Annotated in this window: 19 protein-coding genes; 13 read left to right on the forward strand and 6 right to left on the reverse strand. The window is 43.3% G+C overall.

The window, feature by feature from the left end; genetic code table 11:
- Positions 1-46: 46 nt before the first annotated feature.
- From DWW10_RS10355 to DWW10_RS10405, 11 genes are all read left to right on the forward strand, one after another.
- Positions 47-706: a chloramphenicol acetyltransferase gene (locus DWW10_RS10355; RefSeq protein WP_007214583.1), complete on the forward strand. Its 660-nt coding sequence runs from the start codon at positions 47-49 to the stop codon at positions 704-706.
- A gap of 125 nt (positions 707-831) precedes the next feature.
- Positions 832-1,434: an RNA polymerase sigma-70 factor gene (locus DWW10_RS10360; protein ID WP_007214582.1), complete on the forward strand. Its 603-nt coding sequence runs from the start codon at positions 832-834 to the stop codon at positions 1,432-1,434.
- Between the two features lie 96 nt (positions 1,435-1,530).
- Positions 1,531-2,511, forward strand: coding sequence for a FecR domain-containing protein (locus DWW10_RS10365; protein ID WP_118421384.1), 981 nt, complete (start codon positions 1,531-1,533; stop codon positions 2,509-2,511).
- A 272-nt stretch (positions 2,512-2,783) separates the two neighbouring features.
- Entirely contained in the window at positions 2,784-6,302 is a 3,519-nt protein-coding gene (locus tag DWW10_RS10370; RefSeq protein ID WP_259320462.1) for a TonB-dependent receptor, read from the forward strand.
- Between the two features lie 17 nt (positions 6,303-6,319).
- Positions 6,320-8,320 carry a RagB/SusD family nutrient uptake outer membrane protein gene (locus tag DWW10_RS10375; RefSeq protein ID WP_118421383.1) on the forward strand — a complete coding sequence of 667 codons (2,001 nt, stop codon included), beginning with the start codon at positions 6,320-6,322 and terminating at the stop codon, positions 8,318-8,320.
- A gap of 10 nt (positions 8,321-8,330) precedes the next feature.
- The gene (locus DWW10_RS10380; RefSeq protein ID WP_256141265.1) at positions 8,331-10,055 is read left to right on the forward strand and encodes a fibronectin type III domain-containing protein; all 1,725 of its coding nucleotides are present in this window, start codon (positions 8,331-8,333) and stop codon (positions 10,053-10,055) included.
- A 45-nt stretch (positions 10,056-10,100) separates the two neighbouring features.
- Complete coding sequence (locus tag DWW10_RS10385; protein WP_118421381.1) at positions 10,101-11,495, forward strand: pectate lyase family protein; 1,395 nt, start codon at positions 10,101-10,103, stop codon at positions 11,493-11,495.
- The gene (locus DWW10_RS10390) at positions 11,492-12,790 is read left to right on the forward strand and encodes a glycoside hydrolase family 88/105 protein (protein ID WP_118421380.1); all 1,299 of its coding nucleotides are present in this window, start codon (positions 11,492-11,494) and stop codon (positions 12,788-12,790) included. Before DWW10_RS10385 ends, DWW10_RS10390 begins: the two co-directional genes overlap by 4 nt.
- A 99-nt stretch (positions 12,791-12,889) precedes the next feature.
- Positions 12,890-13,549 carry a DUF2490 domain-containing protein gene (locus tag DWW10_RS10395; RefSeq protein WP_118421379.1) on the forward strand — a complete coding sequence of 220 codons (660 nt, stop codon included), beginning with the start codon at positions 12,890-12,892 and terminating at the stop codon, positions 13,547-13,549.
- Between the two features lie 112 nt (positions 13,550-13,661).
- Entirely contained in the window at positions 13,662-14,657 is a 996-nt protein-coding gene (locus DWW10_RS10400) for a type IV toxin-antitoxin system AbiEi family antitoxin (RefSeq protein ID WP_118421378.1), read from the forward strand.
- A complete protein-coding gene (locus DWW10_RS10405; RefSeq protein ID WP_118421377.1) occupies positions 14,635-15,489 on the forward strand; it encodes a nucleotidyl transferase AbiEii/AbiGii toxin family protein in 855 nt (284 codons plus the stop codon). Before DWW10_RS10400 ends, DWW10_RS10405 begins: the two co-directional genes overlap by 23 nt.
- 125 nt (positions 15,490-15,614) lie before the next feature.
- Here DWW10_RS10405 and DWW10_RS10410 read toward each other — a convergent pair whose 3' ends face one another.
- Entirely contained in the window at positions 15,615-16,790 is a 1,176-nt protein-coding gene (locus DWW10_RS10410) for a DUF418 domain-containing protein (protein ID WP_118421376.1), read from the reverse strand.
- Between the two features lie 3 nt (positions 16,791-16,793).
- Positions 16,794-17,834 carry an acyltransferase family protein gene (locus DWW10_RS10415; RefSeq protein WP_118487038.1) on the reverse strand — a complete coding sequence of 347 codons (1,041 nt, stop codon included), beginning with the start codon at positions 17,832-17,834 and terminating at the stop codon, positions 16,794-16,796.
- 292 nt (positions 17,835-18,126) lie between these two features.
- Here DWW10_RS10415 and DWW10_RS10420 point away from each other — a divergent pair, with 292 nt between their 5' ends.
- Both DWW10_RS10420 and DWW10_RS10425 read left to right on the forward strand, forming a co-directional pair.
- Entirely contained in the window at positions 18,127-18,747 is a 621-nt protein-coding gene (locus DWW10_RS10420; protein WP_022208514.1) for an RNA polymerase sigma factor, read from the forward strand.
- An 11-nt stretch (positions 18,748-18,758) separates the two neighbouring features.
- The gene (locus DWW10_RS10425; RefSeq protein WP_409012360.1) at positions 18,759-19,775 is read left to right on the forward strand and encodes a FecR family protein; all 1,017 of its coding nucleotides are present in this window, start codon (positions 18,759-18,761) and stop codon (positions 19,773-19,775) included.
- A 746-nt stretch (positions 19,776-20,521) separates the two neighbouring features.
- On the opposite strand, the gene DWW10_RS10430 is transcribed toward DWW10_RS10425, so the two are convergent.
- The 4 genes from DWW10_RS10430 to DWW10_RS10445 form a co-directional block, all read right to left on the reverse strand.
- Positions 20,522-21,178 carry a flavodoxin gene (locus DWW10_RS10430; RefSeq protein ID WP_118421373.1) on the reverse strand — a complete coding sequence of 219 codons (657 nt, stop codon included), beginning with the start codon at positions 21,176-21,178 and terminating at the stop codon, positions 20,522-20,524.
- Positions 21,179-21,301: 123 nt separating this feature from the next.
- On the reverse strand, positions 21,302-22,468 hold the full coding sequence (locus DWW10_RS10435; protein ID WP_118421372.1) for an aldo/keto reductase: 1,167 nt from the start codon (positions 22,466-22,468) through the stop codon (positions 21,302-21,304).
- A gap of 5 nt (positions 22,469-22,473) precedes the next feature.
- Complete coding sequence (locus DWW10_RS10440; protein WP_022208509.1) at positions 22,474-23,037, reverse strand: sugar O-acetyltransferase; 564 nt, start codon at positions 23,035-23,037, stop codon at positions 22,474-22,476.
- 96 nt (positions 23,038-23,133) lie between these two features.
- Positions 23,134-23,946, reverse strand: a complete 813-nt coding sequence (locus DWW10_RS10445; protein ID WP_025726370.1) for an AraC family transcriptional regulator — start codon at positions 23,944-23,946, stop codon at positions 23,134-23,136.
- Between the last annotated feature and the right edge of the window lie 404 nt (positions 23,947-24,350).

Consider the following 24,350-nt stretch of genomic DNA (forward strand, 5'->3'; position numbering starts at 1 on the left):
CGGCTGATATCATGCGACCGGGCATTTTTTATTAATCAATAACTTTATGAGACACATTGTAGACATCGAGACATGGGAGCGCCGGGATAATTACAATTTCTTCCGGGGCTTTGTAAATTCTTGGTATTCCATTACCACAGAGATTGATTGTACCGAAGCCAGTGCCGCAGCGAGAGCCTCGGGCCATTCCTTTTTTCTCTATTATCTGTATGCCGTAGTGCGTTCGGCGAATGAAGTTCCGGAACTCCGTTATCGTACCGACAAGAACGGACAAGTTATTTTTCATGATGAAGTGGATATCATTTCTCCGATAGCTGTTCCCGGAAAAACCTTTTATACGGTTCGGATTCCTTACCACGAAGATTTCAAACGCTTTTATGCCGAAGCGTATGAGTTGATAACCAATATCCCCGAAGATGGCAATCCTTATGGTGCCGAAGAGGAGTTGGCAAAACAGGGAGATTATGATGTAGTGCATTTAAGCGCTGTTCCTAAAATGTATTTCACTGCCACCACCTATACGCTGGCCGAAGCCGGCAATGGTTGCAGTTACCCTTTGATGACTTCCGGTAAAGCGGTAACCCGCGAGGGGCGTCTGGTATTTCCTTTATCCATTTATGTAAATCATGCCTTTGTAGATGGTTCGCATCTGGCATCATTTTTTCAAAAGATAGAAGAACACCTGAAACGAATTTCACGGGAATAAATTGATAGAATAAGTAAGCTATGCTTTTTTCTTATTTTATCTTTTCCCTTTTTTATTTCCCGGATTTTACATACGTTTGCAGCATCTATTAAACTTTTGTTTCCTGAAAAGCTAAAGATTGCTATATGTGTGCAGATAATTTCTCAGAAGAACGTTCACTCATTCTCCGCTTGATAGAGGGGGATGAGGACGCCTTTTGTGAATTGTATGCCACTTATAAAAACCGTCTGATATACTTTGCAATGCGCTTCCTTAAATCGCGAGAGTATGCAGAAGATGTTTTTCAGGATGCTTTCACTGTAGTTTGGCAAAGCCGCCGTTTCATTAATCCCGATGCTTCCTTTTCTTCCTATCTCTACACCATTATGCGCAACCGGATACTGAACCAGTTGCGCAACGCCGCTAATGAGGAAAAACTAAAGGAGAGTATTCTTTCACAGGCATTGGACTACACGGAAGATACCAAACGTGAAGTAATGCTGAATGATTTGAAATCCCTCATTTCCCATGCCTTGCAGCAGCTGACTCCCCGCCAGCGTGAGATTTTCGAGATGAGTCGTGAAGCCCAGCTCTCCCATAAAGAGATTGCAGATAAGTTGGGCATCTCCATCAACACCGTTCAGGAGCATATATCTACCTCCCTTAAGTTGATTCGTACCTATCTCATTAAGTATTCAGGCAGTGAATATGTGGATTTGCTATTGCTGCTGATTTGCCTTAATACATAATAAATGTTAATCACACCCCAGATGTTTTCCTTTACTGTGTATTACTCTATGTAAAGGAAAAGTTTTCATGACTTTTATACTAAAAGAGCCCGCAGAATGAAGAATGATGTAACAGACAAATCTATAATGCGCCGTTATCTGGATGATATGTACACCCAGGAAGAGGCACGTGGATTATTATCCCGACTAAAAGATGATATTCATGCCCCAATGCTGGATGAACTGGCAACAGAGGTCTGGAAAGAAGCCGCTATGGAAGAGCTCAGCACCGGCATGGAGCGTGAAAAATATAAGGAAGAAGCCAGACGGTTACTGAAACGCATCGAACATAAGAAACGCACCTGGTTTCGGCGGATAGCCCTGACGGTGGCAAGTGCTTCTGCTGTTGTACTGCTCATTTTCGGGGGAATCAATCTACTGGGTTATATGGATAAACGGCAGATTTCTTATTTGGAAGCTTCTACCTCTTATGGTGAATCCAGACAAATCCGGTTACCGGATGGAACACAGCTGATCTTAAATTCCTGTTCCCGTGTTCGCTACCCGAACAGTTTTGTAGAAGATGAACGGCAGATAGAACTGGAAGGCGAAGCTTATTTCCAGGTTCAACGAAACGAAAAGCAACCTTTTATTGTCAGGACCGCCCGTTTTGATGTAAGGGTTTTGGGAACTTGCTTTGATGTGAAAGCTTATTCTTCGGATGAAGTTGTTTCTGTAGATGTGGAGAGTGGCAAAGTACAGGTGGATCTGCCTGAAGCGATGATGCGTTTGCAGGCTAAGGAACAAGTGTCGATCAATACACTTTCCGGTGAATACAGCAAACGGCGCGAAGAACGTGATGTTGCCGTATGGCGCAAAGGTGGATTACGTTTCAGCAGCACTCCGGTGCGCGATGTGGCCAAAGAGCTTGAACGCATGTATAATTGTCGCATTACGTTTGCGGAAGGACAGGAGTTCAACAACCTGATTTCCGGAGAACATGAAAATAAAAGTTTGGAGGCGGTGCTCCAATCAATGGAATATACCAGTGGCATCCGGTATAGAAAAGAAGGAAATCATATCTTCTTATTCAAGTAGCAAAAAAGCATGGATATACGTCCGGCTGGTAAACGGATGTGTATTATAATATATGTGAGTATTAATATGTTTAACCTTTAATTAAAAGAGAATATAGAATATGAAAGCACCCACTTAGCGTCTCCTCTAAGAAAAATAGGAGCTGTCTCACAGAGAAGCCCCTATCTCGTAATGCGAACAGGTATTCATTCGTTTCGACCCGCGTGAATCATGTATCGCGAATTACTCCTTTGTTCTAATTAATTTTATCAATTACTAAAACGCACAAATAAATGAATAATCTTCCTAATTCCAAAAGGAAAAGTAGAAATATACATTCGTTTTTAGCTTTTTTACTATTCGTATGCTTGTCATTGATGCCTGATCAGGCGCAAGCTCAGAAGGAAAAAACTGTAACATTGAACGTTCAGAATGAAACTGTAGAGAATGTTTTTGTTCAGTTGGGCAAGCAGACAGGCTTGAAATTCTTTTATGATCAAAATGTTGTGAACACTGCTCCGCGCATATCTATCAAAGTAAAGAATAGTCCCCTACAGACTGTTCTGGACAAGATTACGGAGCAAACCAATTTGTTTTTCAATAGGGATAATAATACAATATCTGTAGGCAAACAAAAAATCGGGAATGATGTCCCGAAGTCGAAAACAAGAACTATAAAGGGAACAGTGGTAGATGAAACCGGTGAGTCGGTAATCGGTGCTACTGTAATGGTGAAAGGCACTACTAATGGTGTAACCACTAATCTTGATGGAAATTACACGTTGAACGATGTTCCTGATGGTGCTACTATCTTAATTTCCTATATCGGTTACCAGACCGTTGAACTAAAGTCCGGCAGTAAGGAACTGGCAAAAATTACATTAAAAGAAAACAGCGAATTATTGGATGAGGTTGTAGTCTTGGGATATGGCAATATTCGCCGTAGTGATGTGACGGGATCTATTGCGTCTGTTTCCTCGGAATCTATCTCTAAAGTAGCCTCTGCCTCCGTGGCCGATGCCTTGGCGGGAAAGATGGCAGGTGTACAGATCACCACAACAGATGGTGCATTGGATGCTGAAATCAGTATTCGTGTACGTGGTGGAGGATCAATCACTCAGGACAATTCACCGTTATTCCTGGTCGACGGCTTTCCGGTTGATGATTTGAGTGGTATTCCGCCTACGGACATCGAGTCTATTGATGTCTTGAAAGAGGCTTCTATGACTGCTGTTTACGGTGCCAGAGGTGCGAATGGTGTAGTCATCGTAACCACGAAGAACCCGAAGATGGGTAAGACCTCGGTTCAATTCAATAGCTATGTACAGACACGTACACTGGCAGGGAAATTACCGGTAATGAACAACTATGAATTTGTGATGGCGGAGTACGAGTACCAGATGATACGTAAAGGATCGGCTGATACTTTTATTAAGAATTTTGGCTATTATGATGATATTGACTTATACAAATATACGGACTCTACCGACTGGCAGGATGAAGTGCTGGGAGGCAATCCGATTTCACAATACTATAATCTGACTATCAGCGGCGGTAGTGAAAAGACGAAATTTAATCTAAGTTATAACCGTAATAAAGATGAAGGACAGCTGATTGGTTCCGGTCTGTCACGTAACAATATTATTCTGAAGCTGAACCATGAACTGTTCAGGAACCTGAAACTGGAGACGAATGCCACATATCGCACCCGTACCATTGACGGAGCAGGTACATCGGGAACCAACATTGTCACGGCTCTTCGTTTCCGTCCCACAAACGGACTAACTTCCGGCGCATCCCTTGATCCGGATGATGATGATGAAAATCTGGATGAAGATGGTAATTCCTTAAATCAGAGATACACCCCGTTGGAGGAAAATAAGCAGAACTATAGAAAAAGGGAAGAAACTGCAATCAGCCTCAAAGCAGCTTTGGTGTGGGATATGTTTAAAGGAATGCAATTCCGCTCCGAATATGGCATCAGCACAACGGACTCGAATGATGATCAGTTTTATGGAGCTTTATCCAGCACAGCGTCTGCTGCGGGAATGAATAATATGCCTTCGGCTAAGCGTACTAAAACACATAAAGAGTCGTACCGACTGGCAAATACGCTGACCTATCGCAACTTGTTCCGCAAAATTCATAATGTAAACCTGATGCTTGGACAGGAAATAAACCATTCGCAGAATAACAATACTTTTATGAGTGCACGTTATTTCCCGGTTTCCATTACGGCAGAAGCGGCTCTTGAAAACTTTGCATTGGGCACTCCACACCAGAGCACCAGTTATAAAGCTGCTCCGGACAGAACAGCCTCTTTCTTTGGCCGTGGCTTGTACGATTACAAAAGCCTTTACTATGCCACTTTTACATTTCGTGCAGACGGCTCGACGAAGTTTGCACCCGGTAAGCAATGGGGTGTGTTTCCTGCCGGTTCCATAGCTTGGAGACTTTCCAAAGAGAAATGGATGAAATCGGTCAAGTTTATTTCAGAACTGAAACTGAGAGCAAGTTATGGGTTGGCTGGTAACAACCGTATCAGTGATGATTTGTGGCATAACATCTATCGTGTGTATAGCGGATCAAGTGCTCCCGGTTTCAATAATGAAGAATATAATTACTATCAGTTTGCCGACCAGACTTACTTGTATGATCCGGATTTGAGATGGGAGACTACCATTACACGAAATCTTGGTTTGGATTTCGGTATCTTCAAAAACCGTTTAACCGGTACAGTCGATGTATACTGGAATACAACTAAAGATTTGCTGGTGCCGTCAATCATTCCTAATTCATCAGGTTACTCGCGACAGATGACAAATGTAGGCCGGACTTCCAATAGAGGAGTTGAACTTTCATTGAACGGTAAAATCGTCCAGACAAAGAACTTTAATCTGTCTGCCAGTTTCAATGTGGCCTTTAATAAGAACAAAGTCGATAAGCTTTCTTCCGGTGAGACGGAATGGAAAACAAAAGCTTCCTTGTCCAACTGGTATGGAACCTACAATTATAAAATGGAAGTGGGTAAAAGTATGGGACTCATCTATGGTTTTGTGAATGATGGTTTTTATACGGTTGACGATTTTAATTTTGATGAAACGACGAAGAAGTGGACTTTGAAACCGGGAGTTCCGGATAATTCTTCATTCAGCTCAGGTAACTTTAGCTTTAAACCGGGAGCAATGAAGTTCAAGAAACTGTCTGATTCCGACTCAGACCTGATAACGGAAGAAGATATGACGGTCATTGGAAATACGAATCCGAAGGTAACTGGTGGTTTTGGCCTTTCCGGCAGTTGGAAGAATTTGGATTTTACCGCGTTCTTTAATTATATGTGCGATTTTGATGTATTCAACGTCAATAAACTTTATTTGAATTCGGCTGTTCGTCGCAACTATTCCAATCTGTCTACCAATATGAATTTGGCACGCCGTTTCCGCTATGTGGATGATGCCGGTGTCAATGTCTCCAGTGATCCGGTTGCATTGGCCGCATTAAATCAGAATGCTGCCACTTATTCTTGGATGTCCGTTACACAGGGTATCACAATGAGCGATTTGATAGAAGACGGTTCATTCCTGCGTCTGAGTACGCTGACTGTGGGATATACATTTCCGCAACGCTGGTTGAGCCGCCTGGGAGTCAAGAGTCTGCGTCTGTACTTCTCCGGTAGTAACCTGTTCACTTTGACGGGATATAGCGGATATGATCCGGAAGTGAATATACAGAAAGGTTTGACGCCGGGTATAGATAATAATGTGACTCCTCGTAGTCGTGTTTATACGCTTGGAATGAATTTGAATTTTTAATACTATAGAATTGAACCATGAGAAAATTTTATATTCCAGTTATCATATTGATGATACTTACATCTTGTGAAGATTACCTGAATGTAAATTCACCTTCCACTTTTGATAAGGATTATATATTTACCAGTGAATCGGAGATTGCGACTGCTGTCAATGGTATGTATGTGCCGATGGTCAGTGGCAAAGGTTGGGTAGGCAGTCTGGCCCAGAAAATGCTGTTTAATACGGATGTGGAGTTTACTACGGTCACTACGTCGTCCAATCTGAAAGAGAGTGCTTTCGAACCGAGTGCAGGTGACATCAGTTCGTACGGCAGCATCTGGACAGGGATGTATGATGGAGTGAACAGGACGAATGACGTGATAGAAGGTATCGAACAAAGTCCTCTGTTTGAGGCTGCTGATAAAACCAAGCCTTCGCGGTTAATGCATTATTATGGTGAGGCGAAAGTTCTGCGTGCCATGTACTATCTGGAGTTGGTGAGAAACTGGGGAGACGTTCCTTACAGGCGGAAACCGGCAGGAAACAAGGACGAATTGTTTATCGGCGCAACTGACCGTGACATCATATTGACAGACATGATAAATGACCTGATTGAAGTTGAACCGGTCATGTGGTATGCGGAAGAATCGGACAGGGGAGTGGAAGCGGCATCAAGAGAGTTTTGCCAGGGGTTGATTGCCCGTATGGCATTGTATAGAGGAGGATGGACTCTGCGTCCGGATTACTCGAACCCTGCCGCTATCGGTTCAATGCAGCGCAATGATGACTGGCAGAAATACTATGAGATAGCCGAGAAATATGCAGGTAAAGTGATTAATGAAGGCAAACATTCGCTGAATCGCTCATTCCGTCAGGTTTGGGTGGACGAATGTAGTTGGATTGTTCCGGTGAATGATGATAATATCTTCGATGTACCGGCAAAGGTAGGAGGCTCCGGAGAGTTGGGATATTCCTGGGGGACATACATCGTTTCGCAAAAGAACTCAGAGGGACAGAATGCATCTAATGCTCCGCATGGATATTCTTCGGGAGGTTCCAAACTGGCGCTTACCTATATGCTGTCGTTTGATAATAAGGACTTGCGCCGCGACCTTACGTGCGAGATGTTCCGTTATGAAAATTCTGGAATGACTAATATAGTTCAGAAACCGATAGCCGCCCTTACGGTTTATTGCGGAAAATGGAACCGCCTGTTTATGGCAACTCCTCTGGGCAGTACTTCTAATAAAGGTACCGGAATCAATTACACTTATATGCGATATGCAGACGTGCTACTGATGTATGCCGAAGCTGCCAATGAGAATCATAACGGTCCTACACCCCAAGCCAAAGAGGCTCTGAAGAAAGTCCGCAACCGTGCTTTCGCGGCGGAAGATCAGCCGGAAATGGTAGACACCTATGTTGATAAACTTACTTCAAAAGAAGATTTCTTTGATGCAATCGTTAAAGAGCGCGCATGGGAATTCGGGGGTGAAAAGCATAGAAGATATGATCTGGCGCGTTGGAATCTGTATGGAAAGACCCTCTATAACTTGTATTTTGATTGGATTACGTTAGGTAAAGTTGCCCGTACCAAGCAATATGAAAATACGACCACTGCATTTGAGGAACCGACTTATGATGAACGTTTTGAATCTTATCCGGCAGTTGCTTATTACAAAATGGTCGATGCCGTGAATCCGGCTGCCGTATGTGTATCGCAGACCATAGACTGGTATAAAGAAGGAGGCAAGAACTCTTATGATGAGGCTTTTGAATCCTATCCTTCAAAGGCACCTACGGGATATACACTTATCAATATGTGTAATCAATATTGCACGCAGGTCAAGAATACCTCGAATCCGCGTCAATGGGTTCCTGCCCCTGCTGTCTTGTTTTCCTTTTACGGCTATATCAATGAATCGAATGCCGCAACTGTGAATCCGGAAACCGATCCGGTCCGCTATCTGGTACCTATACCTCCCGATGCATTGTCAAGCCATCAGGGACTGTTGAAGAATTATTATGGATATTAAAAAAGAGAGTATGAAAAAGTTATTGATATATTTGATACCTGTATTGGCATTTTGTCTATTGAATATTACTTCATGCAAGGATGAGGCGGAAGAGCTGCCCCGCCTGTTCAGACCTTCCTTTATAGCCTCCTCCTGTTTTGCGGAAGGTAATTCGATTACCCTTGCCTGGAGAACATCCGGAGAAGCGACCTCTTATACGGTGGAGCTTTCGCGTGACCAAACTTTTCAGTCGGAACCCGCTGCAACGCAGACCGTAAACAACGGTAAATGCACTTTTACAGGTTTGCGTTATGAAACAGGTTATTATGCCCGGGTAAGAGCGAATAATGAGAGTCTGGATATCATTTCAAACTGGACGGAATATTCTTCTCTTATCACCACTTTGACACGTATTATACCCAAGGTACTTTATGCATTGGATGAACACCAGATAACGGAGAATTCGGCTGTGATAGAATGGAGAGTCTCTGACCAGAATCCTGTGGACGGTGTTTCTATCTGGCAACAGGAAAATGGAACGGATGAAAAGCACTTTGACCTGTCCGGATCGGAAATAGCTTCAGGCAAGTATGTAATTTCAGGATTGGCTCCCCGTACATCCTACTATGTTGCATTGACCAATAGCAAAGCTCCCGAAGGTGCGGAAAAGTACAACCGGCAGAAATTCACAACAGCCGGTATGCCTTCCGGTGCCGTTCTGGTGACGGATGGCGTTGACTTACTGTCGAAGATAAAAGAGGGAATGAATGATGACAGTCAATCAAGTTTGATCTTTCAATTGAAAAACGGGGTTGATTATTATCTGTCGGCAGACGGACTTCCCGAAAGTAGCACCGGTGACATCAAACTGACGAAAAGCATTGCATTCCTGGCTAATCCCGGAGATCGCCCTACACTCTATATACGTAAAGGTGGCTTCATTATTAAACCGGAAGTGAATAATATTCCTGAAATCAACTATTTTATTGTTGAGAATGTGAATGTCAAAGAGCCAATCGTGTCCGGAGGAAGTGGCGGTAGCAAAACACGCTTGTTGAATATCGGCAAGCACGATGCCGGAACTGATATCACGATAGACCGTTTTGAAATCCGTAACTCCGATATTGTCCTGCCTTCTACCGTTCTGATGATGAACGATGCTAGCGAAGGAATGACGACCATCAACCATATCCGGATTGATAATTGTCTGGTTACCGGAATCAATGACACCAAATATGTAACGAAGCAATTCGGATTCATACATGCCATTAATAAAGGTTCCAACGTCTGGAATGATGTTTCTGTAACGAACTCCACCTTCTATGAGTTTTATATCTCACCGGGTGTCTTTGGAGTGCTTACCGCCGATGTGCCGATTTCGGCTAACGCTAAGGTGTCTATCTCGAATTGTACATTCTATAATTGGGCTACAAGCAAGTCGTCGTATACGGCAATTGGCAATTTCTCTAAACTGTCTGTTGCATTGCCACTATCTGTTAATGCCTGTGTTTTTGGATATAGTGCAGGAAAGGCTCTGGTTCCGGGACAAGTCAATTTGACGGGAAAGAATAATTATTGCACCACAGACTTTGAGCAGGCAGCCGATACTGGACTGACGTTGATAGATTTGAGTATGTCGGATTCTTCATTTTTCAGAAATGCTAAGGATGGTGACTTTACGATTATCAATACCGGGTCTACGGTTTATACCCAGGAATATGGTGATCCGCGCTGGATAACGGTTTCCGAATACTAACTTATTGATAAAAAACAGAAAGATTAAAAATAGGAGATTAGAATAATGAGATATGCTACAATTGGAATACTTCTTCTGGCATGGGTCCTGTTGGCCTGTGATGAAAAAGAGGAGGTTTCCGGTCCGTCTGTTCCTTTCCCTGATTACGGAGAAGTACTTGCTTTTCCGGGAGCAGAAGGGTACGGGCGCAATGCGGTAGGCGGAAGACATGGCGAGGTCTATCACGTCACTACGCTTGCCGACTCGGGAAAAGGCTCTTTGCGTGATGCGGTGAGTAAACCCGGAAGAATCGTTGTTTTTGATGTTGCGGGAATCATTCGCCTGCAATCCCCGCTTGCTTTTTCCAAGAATCTGACTATTGCTGCACAAACGGCTCCCGGTGACGGAATTGTCATTTATGGAAATCATGTTTCTTTTTCCGGGGCCGACAATCTCATTTGCCGCTATCTGCGCATACGGATGGGAGTGAACGGGAAAGACGGTAAAGATGCCGCCGGTGTCGCTTACGGCTCGAATATGATTTTTGATCACATGTCGGTCACTTGGGGGCGCGATGAATGTTTTTCCATCAATGGAGACCCGAAGAAACCGGGCGATCAGCCCCGGAATATAACTATCCAGAACTCCTTTATAGGGCAAGGCCTGCAACCACATTCTTGTGGAGGACTTATCCAGACTACGGCTGAAAACGGAGTGACTTTATACCGTAACCTGTATATCGACAATAAAACCCGTAATCCGAAAGTGAAAGGTCTGAATCAGTTTGTAAATAACGTAGTTTACAACTGGGGTAATGGCGGTGCTTATATCATGGGTGATACGGAACAGACTTCCGAAGCCGATATCCGGAATAACTATTTCATAGTAGGTGCTACTTTTAATTATGATGGGAAAACGCTGGGAGCCACCGCTCCCTTCACGCGCTATAATGAACATTTCCGTGCCCATTTATCCGGCAACTATTATGATGAAAATAAGGATGGAGTGCTGAACGGTCGTGAACTGACCCGTGAAGATTGTACGAAACGGAAACAAGAGTCTGGTACTGAAGTTGTGATAACTCCTACTTTTCTGGATAAACCGTCGGATGTGCATCCCGCTATCGAAGGTTTGATGACTGCTCGGGATGCTTACGAATGGATTGTGCAACATGGCGGAGCTTCATTACCCGCCCGTGATCAGGTAGATAGCTATCTTGTTGAAGAATTAACTTCATTGGGTAAGAAGGGAGGAATTATTCTCACGGAGATGGACCTGCCTACACAAGGCCCCGGTGAAATAAAGTCGGGGACCAAACTATTGGATACGGATAATGATGGTATACCCGATGATTTTGAAGATAGATACGGACTTGATAAAAATGATCCGTCCGACGCTATGAAGATAGCTTCCAACGGATATACTAATATTGAAAACTACATATTCCTGATAAACAAATGAAAAAGATATATACTTATTTGATCTTCTCATTCGCCCTGCTGTGCAGCACTTCATTGATTGCGCAGACCAATGAGAAAGCCAGAGAAACTGCTGTGATGATTGCCGACCGCATTCTGAAGTCAACAACCTATGATTTTGTAGATAAGAAAAGTGGCAAGACCTACACATCGCTCAAAAATGTACCTTTAAATAAGAATGTGAAAGTACAAAGCAAATACCTGGATTGGCATTACACAAACGGAGTCACCAACATAGCCCTGATGGAGTTGGGAGATAAATTAGGTACTTCGAAGTACGAGAACTATGTTCTGAAGAACATGAATTTCATTTTCGACGATGCAAACCAGGACTACTTCCATCGCCTGTATAACCAAACATTGGAGCAGGAAGGTTGGAGAGCCGTGAACCATGTGAATTGGCACATGATTTACCGGAATAAACGTCTGGATGATAATGGTCCTATGGGCGCCAGTCTGATTGTGCTCAACCGCCGTCATCCGGAACAGGCTTTCCAGAAGTATATCGATCAGACCGATCATCACCTGATGGTGTCCGAACCTCGTCTTGCCGATGGCACTATTGCCCGGTTATGGCCGCATGTCAATACTATTTGGGCCGATGATGCCTTTATGGCCCTTTCTTTTCTGGTCAGGATGGGAGAGGCGACAGGTGATGCTAAATACTTTGATGATGCAGCCAATCAGATACTGAACTATACCCGCTACCTGTGGTGCCCCGAAAAAGGACTGTACTATCATTGCTATCACACGGATAACAAAGCGCATGGCGTTGCCCATTGGTCCAGGGCAAACGGATGGGTTTTCATGGCTACTGCCGATTTGTTGGCACGAATGCCCGCCGACCATCCGATGCGTGAAGATGTCATCCGGAACTTCCGTATGCAGGCGGACGGACTGATTCGTTATCAGGGTGCGAACGGATTGTGGCATCAGCTTCTGGATAAGGAAGATTCCTATGAAGAAATCACGGGAACCGCCATGTTCGTCTTCGGCATTGCCAGAGGGGTGAAACAAGGGTGGCTGCATCCCGACTATATCTATGTGGCATGGGAAGGGTTGAAAGGCATGTTCACCAAGATTACTCCGGAGGGTGATGTAACGGCTATCTGTGCAGGTACGGGCATAATGCCCGCTTTGTCATTCTATTATAATCGTCCCCAGTGGAAGAATGATCCGATGGGAGAGGGTCCTGTGCTGAGGGCATTGGTGGAAATGATAGACGCACCCAAGTATACGGAAATCAAGGCCGAACAGCAATACGATAAAATCAAGTGATTTCTTGATATTACATTCGTATTACAGATTTATTACAGAATCTTTCTTTAGCTTTGCATCTTCTAAGAAAATAAGTTGAAGTAAACCTTTGAGGATAATATGCTAAAGAAATATTCTGTATTACGGGGATTCGTCATTTTATGTGTAGGACTGCTTGTCTTCTGTCTGCCCCCTTTGCAGGCACAGGACAGCGATTTCGTGACCTGGAACAAGGTGAAAGCCCGGTACGATGTATCCTCCAAAGTGGAACTTTACGGAGATGTCGAGATGCGTACCCGTGACGCACTGGATGAGATAGACCGTTGGGGCTTCGGCGTAGGTACTTCCGTTCTTCTTCTTCCGTTTCTAAAAGCTGAGGGTGGTTACGAATATCACTACCGCAACCGTGGTGAAGACGGCTGGAAATCCCGGCACCGTTATCATGCAGGTGTCTCTTTCACTCTCAAAAAACGACAATGGACGTTCACCCTGCGCGAACGTTTCCAGCATACTTTCGACGGACGCGGAGCGGATGAATTCCGTCTCCGCACCCGCCTGAAGGCTGCTTATAAGGTAACTACATGGTCACCGTATGTCTCTTTGGAGCAATATCACGGTCTGGGCAAAGATGAATGGTTTCGTGCCTCCCGCTTCCGTGCCCGCGGTGGGGTAGAAGCTAAACTGTCGTCCTCTTGGTCGGCAGATGTTTTCTATTGCTATCAGCACGAGAGTGATCTGGACAGGCATATTCTGGGGTGGGAGTTGATTTACCGGTTCTGATTCATACTCTTTCTTTTTACTCATTTATTTGTAGGTATGCGATGTGTTCACTATATTTGTATGTTCATTGTTTGTGAACAGGGTTTATTAGTGAACAAAAGATACTACTGAAATGGAAAAAGAACTGATTCATGAAGTTGAAAATAAACTTGTTGAAATAGTAGGTCGAAGCAATGTTTATGTAAAAGCAAGTTCGATTCCGGAATTTGACTGGATGTTGTATATCAGAGGCTATGAATTTCTATGTGAAGTTAAAAAGACGGTTACGAGAAGTAATTTCGGTAGCATACAAATGAAGTTGAGGACATGGCAAGAAAACACAGATAAGCCGGTTTTGCTTGTAGCACAAAACATTTATCCTCTTTTGATGGATGAATTTGCCCATCAGGGAATTAACAGTTTAGATAGTGCAGGAAACTGTAGGATTAAGGTCGGTGATTTGCTAATGCATATTGAAGGAAGAAAAGTACCTCCTAAGTTTCAGGCAACATCTGCCAACAGAAGTCGTTTGTTTCAGGAAGCCGGAATAAGAATCATATTTCGTATCTTGTTAGAGCCGGATTGGCTAAATCTGTCTTATCGGCAGATGCAACTATCTACCAATGTTTCCTTGGGTTCAATAACTGTTATAATGAACGAGCTTTTAGAATCAGGATATTTGTTGAAGACGAACAAGGGAAAATTCTTAAAGAATAAGCAGGACTTATTGGAACGCTGGGTGGTTGCTTACAATGAAATTTTGAAGCCTAAACAGCTAATAAGGAGAATGACTTTCAAAGATGCAGAGCTTCATAAGAATTGGGCTGATTTAAAATTGCCATCTGACATATATTGGGGGGGAGAACCTGCCGCTAACTTGGTTGATGGTTATCTGTATCCTGAGTTATTTACCCTTTATGGCGGTACTATGGGCGATTGGGTAAAAGCAGGCCTCAGACCGGATGATGAGGGTGAAGTTTTCGTTTATAAGAAGTTCTGGAGTAGTGTTGAGCAAAGTCAGGTCACTCCGGCATTACTAATTTATGCAGATTTAATGGGAAGCGGCAACAGCCGGAATATTGAAGCTGCTCAAAGAATTTATAATAATGAATTACAATATCTCCAGTGATGAGTTTGATAATCTCTTAATAAAAGAGTTGTTAGAAAAACTTAGCCGATATTTCGAAAAAGAGAAGCTTCCTTTTTATGTGATAGGGGCAACAGCTCGTGACATCATTATGCAGAAGCTGTTGCAACAGAGATCTGTCAGACATACGCAAGATTTGGATATTGCTATAGCTATAGCCGATTGGCAAAAGTTTGAGGAAATCTCAAACGGTATTGCGCAGATGGATGGTTTTGAGAAGTCTTTGAGTCAAAAGCAACGCTTTTATTATAAGAAAGTATATGAGATAGATATTATCCCATTTGGCGAAGTTGCAAAAGAAGATAAGTGCATTTATTGGCCGCCTGAAGAAGAATTTAAAATGTCAGTTCAGGGTTTTGATGAAGCCTTGAAAGATTTCATGATAGTCAGGGTGGACGGTGAATTTGATATACGGGTTGTTTCTTTACCGGGTTTGTTTCTTTTGAAATTGAATGCATGGATAGAACGTAATCTGGAAACAAGCAAAGATGGTGAGGATCTATGGTATATCATTGAAAATTATTTTGATGCTTGCCAGGAGCATTACACTGAAATCAATTATCATCAGGAAGTTTATGATATGGATGATTTTGATTTGTCCGTAGCTGGTGCCCTCTGGTTGGGGTATGATATCGTGTCTATTCTTACTTCTGTACAATTAGAGTATTATCATAACATATTGGAGCATGAATTATCGCTTGAAGAAGAAAGCCGCCTTATTGAGCATATGATGAAGCAAAACATAGCTGTTTCTTATGAGAAAGTTTACAGGGTAATATCTCAGATATCGTCAATTTTGTGTGGGGCAATTTAAAAACGATCTTTTCCCATAAATTTACAACTCTTGTCATAAGTAGACATCTTTCATATTAAAGCCTTCTGGCGGATACGAACTTCGTCTTCGCACTCACCAGAAGGCTATTTATAGGGAACTATTGCTTATTTATTTGTCCCCATCCAAGTCCATTTATGCCAGATATGTTCCAATGGACCTTGTTTATGTTTGCTCAACCACCATTTACAGAATTTCACTTGCAACAAGAACATGCAAAATCCGATTAGCAGACTGAGCGTATATCCACAATAAGGAGCCAGATACAGACCGATAGGGAAGTAAATCAGTGCTCCCATTATGGACTGGGATATATAGTTCGTAAGACTCATTTTTCCGTAGAATCTCAGGCTGCTGACGGCTTTACTGAACTTTTCACGTTGGTAAAGCAATACGAATGAAGCTACCAGTACGAAAGTAAAAGCTAACTTTTGCCACATGTCGAATGCAGTTCCGGCTGTTTGCTGTATGATTGTACTGTTCTGCATAATCAACTCTTTCAGGGCATAGAGAGGAGCAAAAGAGATTGCGGAGATAATCAGTATCTTTATCCAGAAATGGAGATTCTTTTCCGTCGTAACGAAAAGCTGCTTTCTGCCGATGTAGAAGCCTAAGAGGAATAATCCGGCTGTTTGGAAAAAGCGTCCTGCATTTACTGCCCATAATAAGCTGGCTTTCTGACCTAAAGTAACGTTCCCCCAGATGAAATCCCAAAAGTTGCCGGCCTGAGTGTACTCTGCCACTTCTGCGTACATTTCGCCTACTTTCAGATCTGGTAACTGATGTGCGGGATTAATCAGGTTGGCTATGTAATGATACCATTCAACAGGCTGTAACAAGAAGATAATGGAAGTGATGAGAATAGCCTTATCACTCCAATTCCGGGTAAAGAACAGGACAAGTCCGACAATTACAAATAGCAATAATACATCTCCTGCAGGAAAGAAAGCAGCGTTTAATGTTGCAAATGCAGCCAGCAGAACTAAACGCCATAGGAAACGATAGCCGAAGTCCTTGCCTTGCTTCTTCTGATTATTGCTCTGAATGTAAAATGTAAATCCGAACAGGAGAGCGAAGATTGCGTAAGATTTTCCGGCAAATAGGGTGAAAACACCGCTTAATACTCCCTGATCCAGTATGTTTAGCCAAGTTGGTGAATCTGTGGGATAAACGGGAAAAATGAAATGTTCAAGACTGTGAACCAAAAGGATAGCCATTACGGCAAAGCCTCGTAGGGCATCTACTACCTCGATACGAGGATTTTTGTTGCTTAGTTGTTCCATGAATTATTTATTTAGTAATGTTTTAATTCGTTTATTCATCGGTTTTTCAAAATAGTAGTAGGAGAGTAAACTTAATAGGACGATGATACAGAATAAGATCGGAATAGAAATATACCATGCTATATGAAAGTTACTTCCTTTTTGCCATTCTGCATAGGACAGCAGCACAAAAAGATGAATCAGATAGAAGCTGTAACTGATCTCTCCGCTAATCACTAAAATACGGTTGGATAAGAGGCGTGAGACTATACCTTTTTGTAGAGAGTAGCTGATCAGAAGAAATGCAACCGGAAGCCAGTAGTAACAGGAATTCCGATACACTTTGGGTATTTCAGCCGCATAGAGATAAAAAGCTAAAAATAAGGCGATGGATGCTATCTCAATGATACTTCCTTGATATGCAGTGATGTTTTTACTCTTCAAACGGTCGTACAATTGAAACAACAGCATGCCGACTAAAAAATCAGGTAACCGGGTAATCGGATTGACGTACCAATATCCTTTTATATCGGTTTCCGGTGTAAAATGCATGCCGATCAAAATCAATATGGCAGAAACTAAGAAAACGCAGAGCAATTTTTTATAATCCTTTGCTATGGGTATCAGGAATGGGAAGCAGAGGTAAAATAGCTGTTCACAGCATAAGCTCCACGAAGGGCTGTTGAATGAGAAAAAATAGTCGGCTTTTGGAATGTAGGCATTTGTCAATGTGAGTGAAGCTAAGAAGTGCTTGAGCCAATCTATCGCTCCTGATGCAATGACGTAGTTTCCTAAAGCAACGGCGATAAATAAGGTCAGCCAATGCAGGGGATAAATACGTGCGATGCGTGCTACCCAAAAAGCCCGTTTGGTTATCTTGTTTTCACTGAATTTTTTCTGATAATTATAAGCTATGATAAAGCCGCTTAGCACAAAAAAGAAACTGACACCCACAAATCCTTCTTTGAAGAAATGGGTGTCAAAGAATTTATCTATAGTATAGCAATGTGCTCCAAACACCATCAAAGCAAATATAAACCGTAAGGAGGTAAGTGTATTTATCATAGCTCTGTATTTTGTAGCTTTTTGGGATGTTTCTTATTTTGACTCCTCAAATATACGAAAAGAGGAAGATTAATGTCTTTTAGGCTGTTCTTTTTTAGTGGATTTTCGTATTTTATCATAAAAAAGAGACTTACATGTGCTAATTATGCAAGTCTCTTGATGTAAAATACTAAATATAGTATTCTCTTTTTAGAAAATATAATAAAAAGCTCCCATCCATACCCCACCTTTATCCAAAATGAGTATATTTGCCCGCATCATTCTATTTTTTAACCTTAAAAACACAGTTTAAATGCAGCGTAAAGCCCCGCAAACATCTGATATTGACGATGAAACACTTTTTGCTAAAGTGGAGCGGGGAGATGTAGAGGCATTTACTGCAGTTTACAATAAATATCACAAATTGCTTTATGCATTGGCCTATCGCTATTTGATGAGTTCTGCGATGGCAGAAGACGCTGTGCAGCACGTATTTACCCGTTTCTGGGAATTCCGTTCGGAGCTTCGGGTAGGCATCAGCCTGAGAAACTACCTGATAACAATGACTAAAAATCATATACTCAATGTGATACGCAATGAGAATACCGCCCTTACCAAGAATTATGAGATAGCTCAGGGCACCCCTGCTTACGAAGATACCCTTGTTGACAGTCTGGAAAAGAAAGAACTGATGTCCATCTTTTATAAGGCAGTCGATATGCTGCCGCCCCAAAAGCGGGAAATCTGCCTGATGAAGGTGCGTGAAGAACTCTCCAACCAGGAGATAGCCGACCGCCTGAAACTCTCTATCAATACAATCAAAACCCATTATTCCGATGCGCTGAAACTGCTGCGCGTCCATTTGGGAAAATTGCTAATTTTTGTTACGTACCTCACCTTGTTAAGGTATTTAAGTGTCTATTTAACAGTATGAGTACAGAGAATATGAATATACCTACAGAAAAACAGATACAGGAAGTGCTGGCAGGGACATCTACTCCTGAAGTTGCCCGGATCGTAGCGGCTTGGTTTGCTACCGATGAGGGTGCGGCCTATCTGGCTAAAAGTATGGACCGTGATGCCGTACAGATCAAACAAGGATTCGAAGAACTCTATGTCAATCACGAAATCCCGTCCGAAGAGATGTTTGCCCGTATCCGCCGCAACATCCGACAGAAACGCATCCGCAGGATTACCTTCCGTGTGGCAGCCGTACTCATTCCGTTTGTGCTGCTGATAGGGCTGTTTGTCCAGGTGAATACCCGTGTCGATCTGCTGGGTGATTCCGGTTACGAAGAAATCTATGTGCCCAAAGGTGAACGCCTGCAAATGATGTTTCAGGATGGCACACGTGCTTATATAAATTCAGATTCACGCCTGAAGTATCCAAAGAAATTTGCGCTGTCCAGCCGTGAAGTCTATCTGGAGGGCGAGGCTTATTTTGTAGTCTCAAAAAATTCCCACCGACCTTTCATTGTCAATCTTAACGGCCCTGCCGTGCATGTTCTGGGAACTTCGTTCGATGTTCAGGCTTATCCGGAGAATAAGGATATCACTGTCTGTCTGGACGAAGGTCGTGTTAATCTGACACTTGCTTCAGATAAGAAATACCCGTTGAAACCCGGTGAGAAACTTGTCTATAACAAGGAAAGTGAGCATTGCACCATTACCCGACATGCTGATATTCATCTGTCTTCCTTGTGGAAAAAGAATGTGATAGCTTTCAAGGATGCCCCGCTGGCCGAAGTTATCAAAGTGCTGAATCGTTGGTATGATGTGGACTTCAAGATAGAAGACCAGTCAGTTTGGGATGTATATTTTACGATTACATCAGAGAATACGCTTCTCGAAAAAGTTCTTCAGGATTTGGAGAAGATTGCGCCGCTACGGTTTGAATATAAAGAGGCTGAAAAGGAAGTGATAGTCACAAGAAAAAAAGAGGATTCCCGTCTAATGCATTGATTGTGTAGATTTGAGTTGTAAACAATATGTGAAACGAAAGTGCGTATTGCAGGTAAAATTTCGTTCAGTAAAGTGCGCATTGCAGATAGTTTACGCTATATTAAACTTGCGCATTACAGAAAGTATTCTTGTTTTGGCGCATTGACTATATTGAATAGCATGATATTTAAACGTAAATGGAGATAGGTAATAATTCAAGACTATTTCGCATGCTCCATTAATAACCGTGAACAGCGTTTTTTAAGAATAAGAGGAACGTTTTTTAAGAATGTTGCCGACGTTTATTAACAGCGTAGAAATCGATCTTAAAACTAAAATAGAATATATGTATACAAAAAAGGCGATAATTCTTCATGAGAATGACCGCCTTTTATCTTTTATACCCGTCATTGTTTGGGGTGAAAGTCACCCGTATTAACTATGATCAGCCTGAATAGTTTAGGAGTAAACCATCGGTTGATTATATGGATTAGCTCCTACTTTAGCTGAATATATTGTCAATTTTATACACTGTTTAATGTTTTGTTGTAAAGGTCTTACTTTTCCCATTTGATAAGGCTTTAGGTTTATATTAGAGTTTCATTTTAAACTTCTACAAATATACTACATCAGAAAGGCGAAGTCAAGTGTTTCAGCCCCGTTTTGAATTATTTTTTTATTTATGGTGCTAATATCTGCATCCGGCAAAAGTCATTACCGGAATGAACAGCAATAAAGATATAAATAACCGTTTCATAATCTGTATTTTAATTGATTTGATTCAGCCAACCGGCAATTAGCGAATGGCAGTTGGATGTTTGTGAAGAGCGTATCCACAGACTTGGAGTCAGGAAGTTGCCTTCCGGAATGAGCCGTTTGGCATCAGACTCTACACTGCTGATTCCACTGCTTGCGCTCGATACGATCAGACCGATACTTTTGCCTCCCATCCGGTTGCCGTATTGAAACAGGAATGTTTGCAATGGGGCGGCCATATTGCTCCACCAAAGGGGTGCGCCTATGATAATCCGGTCGTAATCGGCGATATTCACCTCCACAGGTTTGATTGCAGGATAAGATGCCGCGTCATTCGGCTGGTTCCGGATTGCCTGAATCAACGCACTTCCGATGGCATAGTTGTTGGCGGCATAGTCGAGTCCCTCTTCGGCTGGTTCAACTCTTACCACATCGGCTTCTATCTGTGTCTGCAAGTCACTGACAATCGTATGCACATTGTTCGTGAAACTGTAATACACGATAAGGGTTTTATCAGTTGCCGGATCGGGATCAGGAGTAGGATCAGGATCGGGAGTAGGTGTCGGAACTTCGGTCTGCGGACCATCCGGTTCGTTACTATCGGTAGAGCAGGCGCTCAATCCCACCGCTACAAAAACGGCGAATAATAAATATAGGTACTTTTTCATAGCTTCTTACATATTAAAATAAAACTTTCATTTTCATATCTGTTATTTTTAGTTGTTTCTTTGATGCAAAGATAAAAGCAAAGACCTGCAACGTCTTTGCTGCGAGGCTCAATGTGTTTTGTTTTAGCGACCTACCTGCCGTTGTTGCTCGGCATTGTATCTGTCTCCGACAACGGGGATGGCGGCAACAGCGTTTTCCAGTTCTTTCCACTCTTCGGGAGAAAGTGTAAATTCCAGTGTGCGCAGGTTCTCCTCCAGATGTGCAAGTTTCGTTGTTCCGGGAATCGGTACGATCCACGGTGCCTTCTGTAGCAACCAGCCGAGTGCTACTTGTGTCGAGGTCATGCCTCGTGTGCGGCCGAAGGCTTGCAGCACATTCACGATGCGGGTATTCGCCCGCATTGCTTCCGCTTGGAAGCGCGGCAGGGTCTGTCGGTTGTCGTTGTTTGGGTCGAAAACCGTGTATTCGTTGATGCAGCCGCCCAAAAATCCCCGATTCAGCGGGCTGTATGGAACAAAGCCGATTCCCAGTTCCCGACAGGCGTCGAGCACTCCGTTTTCCTCCACCAGACGGTGCATCAGATGATATTCGCTTTGGATGGCCGTCAGCGGGCAAACGGCATGAGCCTTGTGGATGGTCTCGGCGTTGACTTCGCACATGCCCCAGTGTTGTACTTTGCCTTCTTTCATCAAGTCGGCAATAGTCGATGCCACCTCTTCTGCCGGGGTGTTGGGGTCGGCACGGTGCTGGTAGAACATGGGAAGCGAATCGAGTCGGAAGCGACGGAGCGACTCTTCGCAATAGCGACGGATGGTCTCCGGCCGACTGTCCTGACGTCCCGTGCCTTTTCCGTCGATTACTTCGTGTCCGAATTTAGTCGTTACGTTAATCCGGCCTTTGAACTCGGCCAGTGCTTCTCCGGCTAAATTCTCGTTGGTCAGCGGCCCGTAGATGATGGCGGTATCGAAGAGTGTTACACCGCGATCCACTGCTTCGTGCAGCAACCGGATGCATTGCTTCTTGTCCGGATGCTGGCTACGGTTGTAGGTCATGCCCATCACGCCAAAACCGAGTGCCGACACTTCGAAAGCTGCCTTGCCCTTACCCAATATACGATGTCCCGTAATGTGGGCGACATCGCTATTGTTATCAGATGCTGCCGTCTGTTTCGTTTCAGCGGCAAATACCTTGTCCAGTCCGGTGGGCATGGTCAATGCGGCTCCTGCCAGTGCTGCCGTCTTGAGAAACCCGCGACGACTGATATTCATTTTATTGTTTTCTTCTTTCATGTTATTTATTTTTTTAGTTCCTTGATTGTTCTTGCCGGATTGCCCGCAACAACGGTCATGGGCGGCACATCTTTGGTTACTACGCTGTTTGCTCCTATGATAGCGCCGTATCCGACTCTGACACCGGGGAGAATCGTGGCGTTGATACCGATCCAAACTTTATCCTCAATGACAACGGGACGGCCGTAAGTCGCACTGCGGTTTTCCGGATCGGAGTCATGGTTGATGGTAATGATGTTTACTTTCGGACCGACCAAAACATGTTCGCCGAGTGTAATGCCGCCACGTCCGAAAAACGTGCAGCACTGTTGGATAAAGCAGCCTTTACCTATCTTTATATGCTTGCCGTAGTCCACATAAAACGGAGGTAGTAAGGTTACGGACTCATCCACTTCCTGCCCGATGATTTCTCCCAGTATCCGGCGGACTTCATCCGGTGTATGGTAGCCGTTGTTCAGTTCGGCCGCTGTTTTCATTGTATCCCAAATGGAGTTTATTAACTCGTCGTATCCTTGATCCGACGGGGAAACAATTTCTCCGTTCAAGTCTCTTGCAAAAATTTCATTCATAATGATGCTTCGTTTAATGTTTTGGTGCAAAATTACGAAGAGAGCCTCGTAACAACTTTGCTACGAGGCTCAATTAATTTTGTCCTGAAGTTCATTTTACCATGACGGAGCTACACCGTAGGCTTCCTTATATATTTTGGAGAAATGCGACAGGTTCTTGAAGCCCACATCGAAACAGGCTTCCGTCACTCTTTTCTTGCCCGATTTTATCAGGCCGTGCGCTGCCTCCAGACGACGCCTGATAATCCATTTCTGCGGTGTCAAATCGCTCACTTTGGCAAAATCACGTTTGAAGGTTGCCAGACTGCGTCCTGTATAACTCGCGATTTCCCCCATCGAGAGGTCATACATGTAATTCTCATTCAGGTAGTCGAGAATGTCTATTTTCCATGGTTCCACGAAATCGAACAGCGAAGCATAGAGGTTCCTGTCGGTATTGAGCAGTACATACAGCCCCTCGGTCATTTTTAGCTTCAGTACATCTTCGGAAGGCTTTTCGCCCGCATCGAAGTAAGGGATAACCGATTCGAACAGCGACCGAATGTCGGGTCTGTTACTCGGTAATACACGCAGACTTGCTTTTTCACGCTTGGAGTCGACCGGTATCTGTTGTTGGTTGAGTGTATGGTAAAACTCCCTCAGAAAAGGCTTTGTGAATTTCAGCACGACGGAGCGGTAGGGCTTATCGTCCTCAACCTTTTTTTGCAGCCACATCCGGTTATCACGCCGCATGAAAGCGCAATCTCCCGGATGCAGAACGGTTTTCTTTCCCCGTTCCTCTATTTCCAATTCGCCGGAGCATAGATAAATAAGCGTATGCTCCCTGTTTTCGTGGGCACACCCCCGGTCATCGGTGAAATAGCTCGCTATAAGCACATTCAAGCAATCGAATACATCTAATTGTTCCATATTGTTAGCCTTTTATTTTTGCAAAGGTAGCAAGTTATATTTGCTTTTTATTTGTTGTGAAGCTCAATGTTTTCTCGGAAAAATCATAAGGAACAATTTATCCTATCAAAAAAACACATTATCTTTGCAATACAATTTGAGCTGTTTAGCCGCTTTCCTATCCATGCCTTATACCTCATGCGAATTCTTTTTTATCAGTTTGCAGCCAAATAAATAGCTTCAGACTGTATCATATATAAATAAAAGCAAGATGACGAGCTACATTTTGAATCGCTAATGACGATTCTTGGGCTTTGGAAAGCCTTTTTCCAAACTTTTTTTCATAAAAAGCCTTTTTTTCTCACCCGCTCCGAGATCTTGTGTGTCTACTTAGTATAAAGCGATTTATACCATTGTTAATCTAA

It is taken from the genome of Bacteroides intestinalis (assembly GCF_003464595.1).
Lineage (GTDB): Bacteria > Bacteroidota > Bacteroidia > Bacteroidales > Bacteroidaceae > Bacteroides > Bacteroides intestinalis_A.

What these genes read in the sequence shown, in the direction of transcription:
- DWW10_RS10440 (WP_022208509.1), bottom strand. Translation starts at nt 23,037, where the DNA reads ATGAATGAAATTTTTGCAAGAGACTTGAACGGAGAAATTGTTTCCCCG.
- DWW10_RS10425 (WP_409012360.1), top strand. Translation starts at nt 18,759, where the DNA reads ATGAATATACCTACAGAAAAACAGATACAGGAAGTGCTGGCAGGGACA.
- DWW10_RS10420 (WP_022208514.1), top strand. Translation starts at nt 18,127, where the DNA reads ATGCAGCGTAAAGCCCCGCAAACATCTGATATTGACGATGAAACACTT.
- DWW10_RS10370 (WP_259320462.1), top strand. Translation starts at nt 2,784, where the DNA reads ATGAATAATCTTCCTAATTCCAAAAGGAAAAGTAGAAATATACATTCG.
- DWW10_RS10360 (WP_007214582.1), top strand. Translation starts at nt 832, where the DNA reads ATGTGTGCAGATAATTTCTCAGAAGAACGTTCACTCATTCTCCGCTTG.
- DWW10_RS10390 (WP_118421380.1), top strand. Translation starts at nt 11,492, where the DNA reads ATGAAAAAGATATATACTTATTTGATCTTCTCATTCGCCCTGCTGTGC.
- DWW10_RS10435 (WP_118421372.1), bottom strand. Translation starts at nt 22,468, where the DNA reads ATGAAAGAAGAAAACAATAAAATGAATATCAGTCGTCGCGGGTTTCTC.
- DWW10_RS10410 (WP_118421376.1), bottom strand. Translation starts at nt 16,790, where the DNA reads ATGGAACAACTAAGCAACAAAAATCCTCGTATCGAGGTAGTAGATGCC.
- DWW10_RS10415 (WP_118487038.1), bottom strand. Translation starts at nt 17,834, where the DNA reads ATGATAAATACACTTACCTCCTTACGGTTTATATTTGCTTTGATGGTG.
- DWW10_RS10400 (WP_118421378.1), top strand. Translation starts at nt 13,662, where the DNA reads ATGGAAAAAGAACTGATTCATGAAGTTGAAAATAAACTTGTTGAAATA.
- DWW10_RS10355 (WP_007214583.1), top strand. Translation starts at nt 47, where the DNA reads ATGAGACACATTGTAGACATCGAGACATGGGAGCGCCGGGATAATTAC.
- DWW10_RS10375 (WP_118421383.1), top strand. Translation starts at nt 6,320, where the DNA reads ATGAGAAAATTTTATATTCCAGTTATCATATTGATGATACTTACATCT.
- DWW10_RS10385 (WP_118421381.1), top strand. Translation starts at nt 10,101, where the DNA reads ATGAGATATGCTACAATTGGAATACTTCTTCTGGCATGGGTCCTGTTG.
- DWW10_RS10430 (WP_118421373.1), bottom strand. Translation starts at nt 21,178, where the DNA reads ATGAAAAAGTACCTATATTTATTATTCGCCGTTTTTGTAGCGGTGGGA.
- DWW10_RS10365 (WP_118421384.1), top strand. Translation starts at nt 1,531, where the DNA reads ATGAAGAATGATGTAACAGACAAATCTATAATGCGCCGTTATCTGGAT.
- DWW10_RS10395 (WP_118421379.1), top strand. Translation starts at nt 12,890, where the DNA reads ATGCTAAAGAAATATTCTGTATTACGGGGATTCGTCATTTTATGTGTA.
- DWW10_RS10445 (WP_025726370.1), bottom strand. Translation starts at nt 23,946, where the DNA reads ATGGAACAATTAGATGTATTCGATTGCTTGAATGTGCTTATAGCGAGC.
- DWW10_RS10405 (WP_118421377.1), top strand. Translation starts at nt 14,635, where the DNA reads ATGAATTACAATATCTCCAGTGATGAGTTTGATAATCTCTTAATAAAA.
- DWW10_RS10380 (WP_256141265.1), top strand. Translation starts at nt 8,331, where the DNA reads ATGAAAAAGTTATTGATATATTTGATACCTGTATTGGCATTTTGTCTA.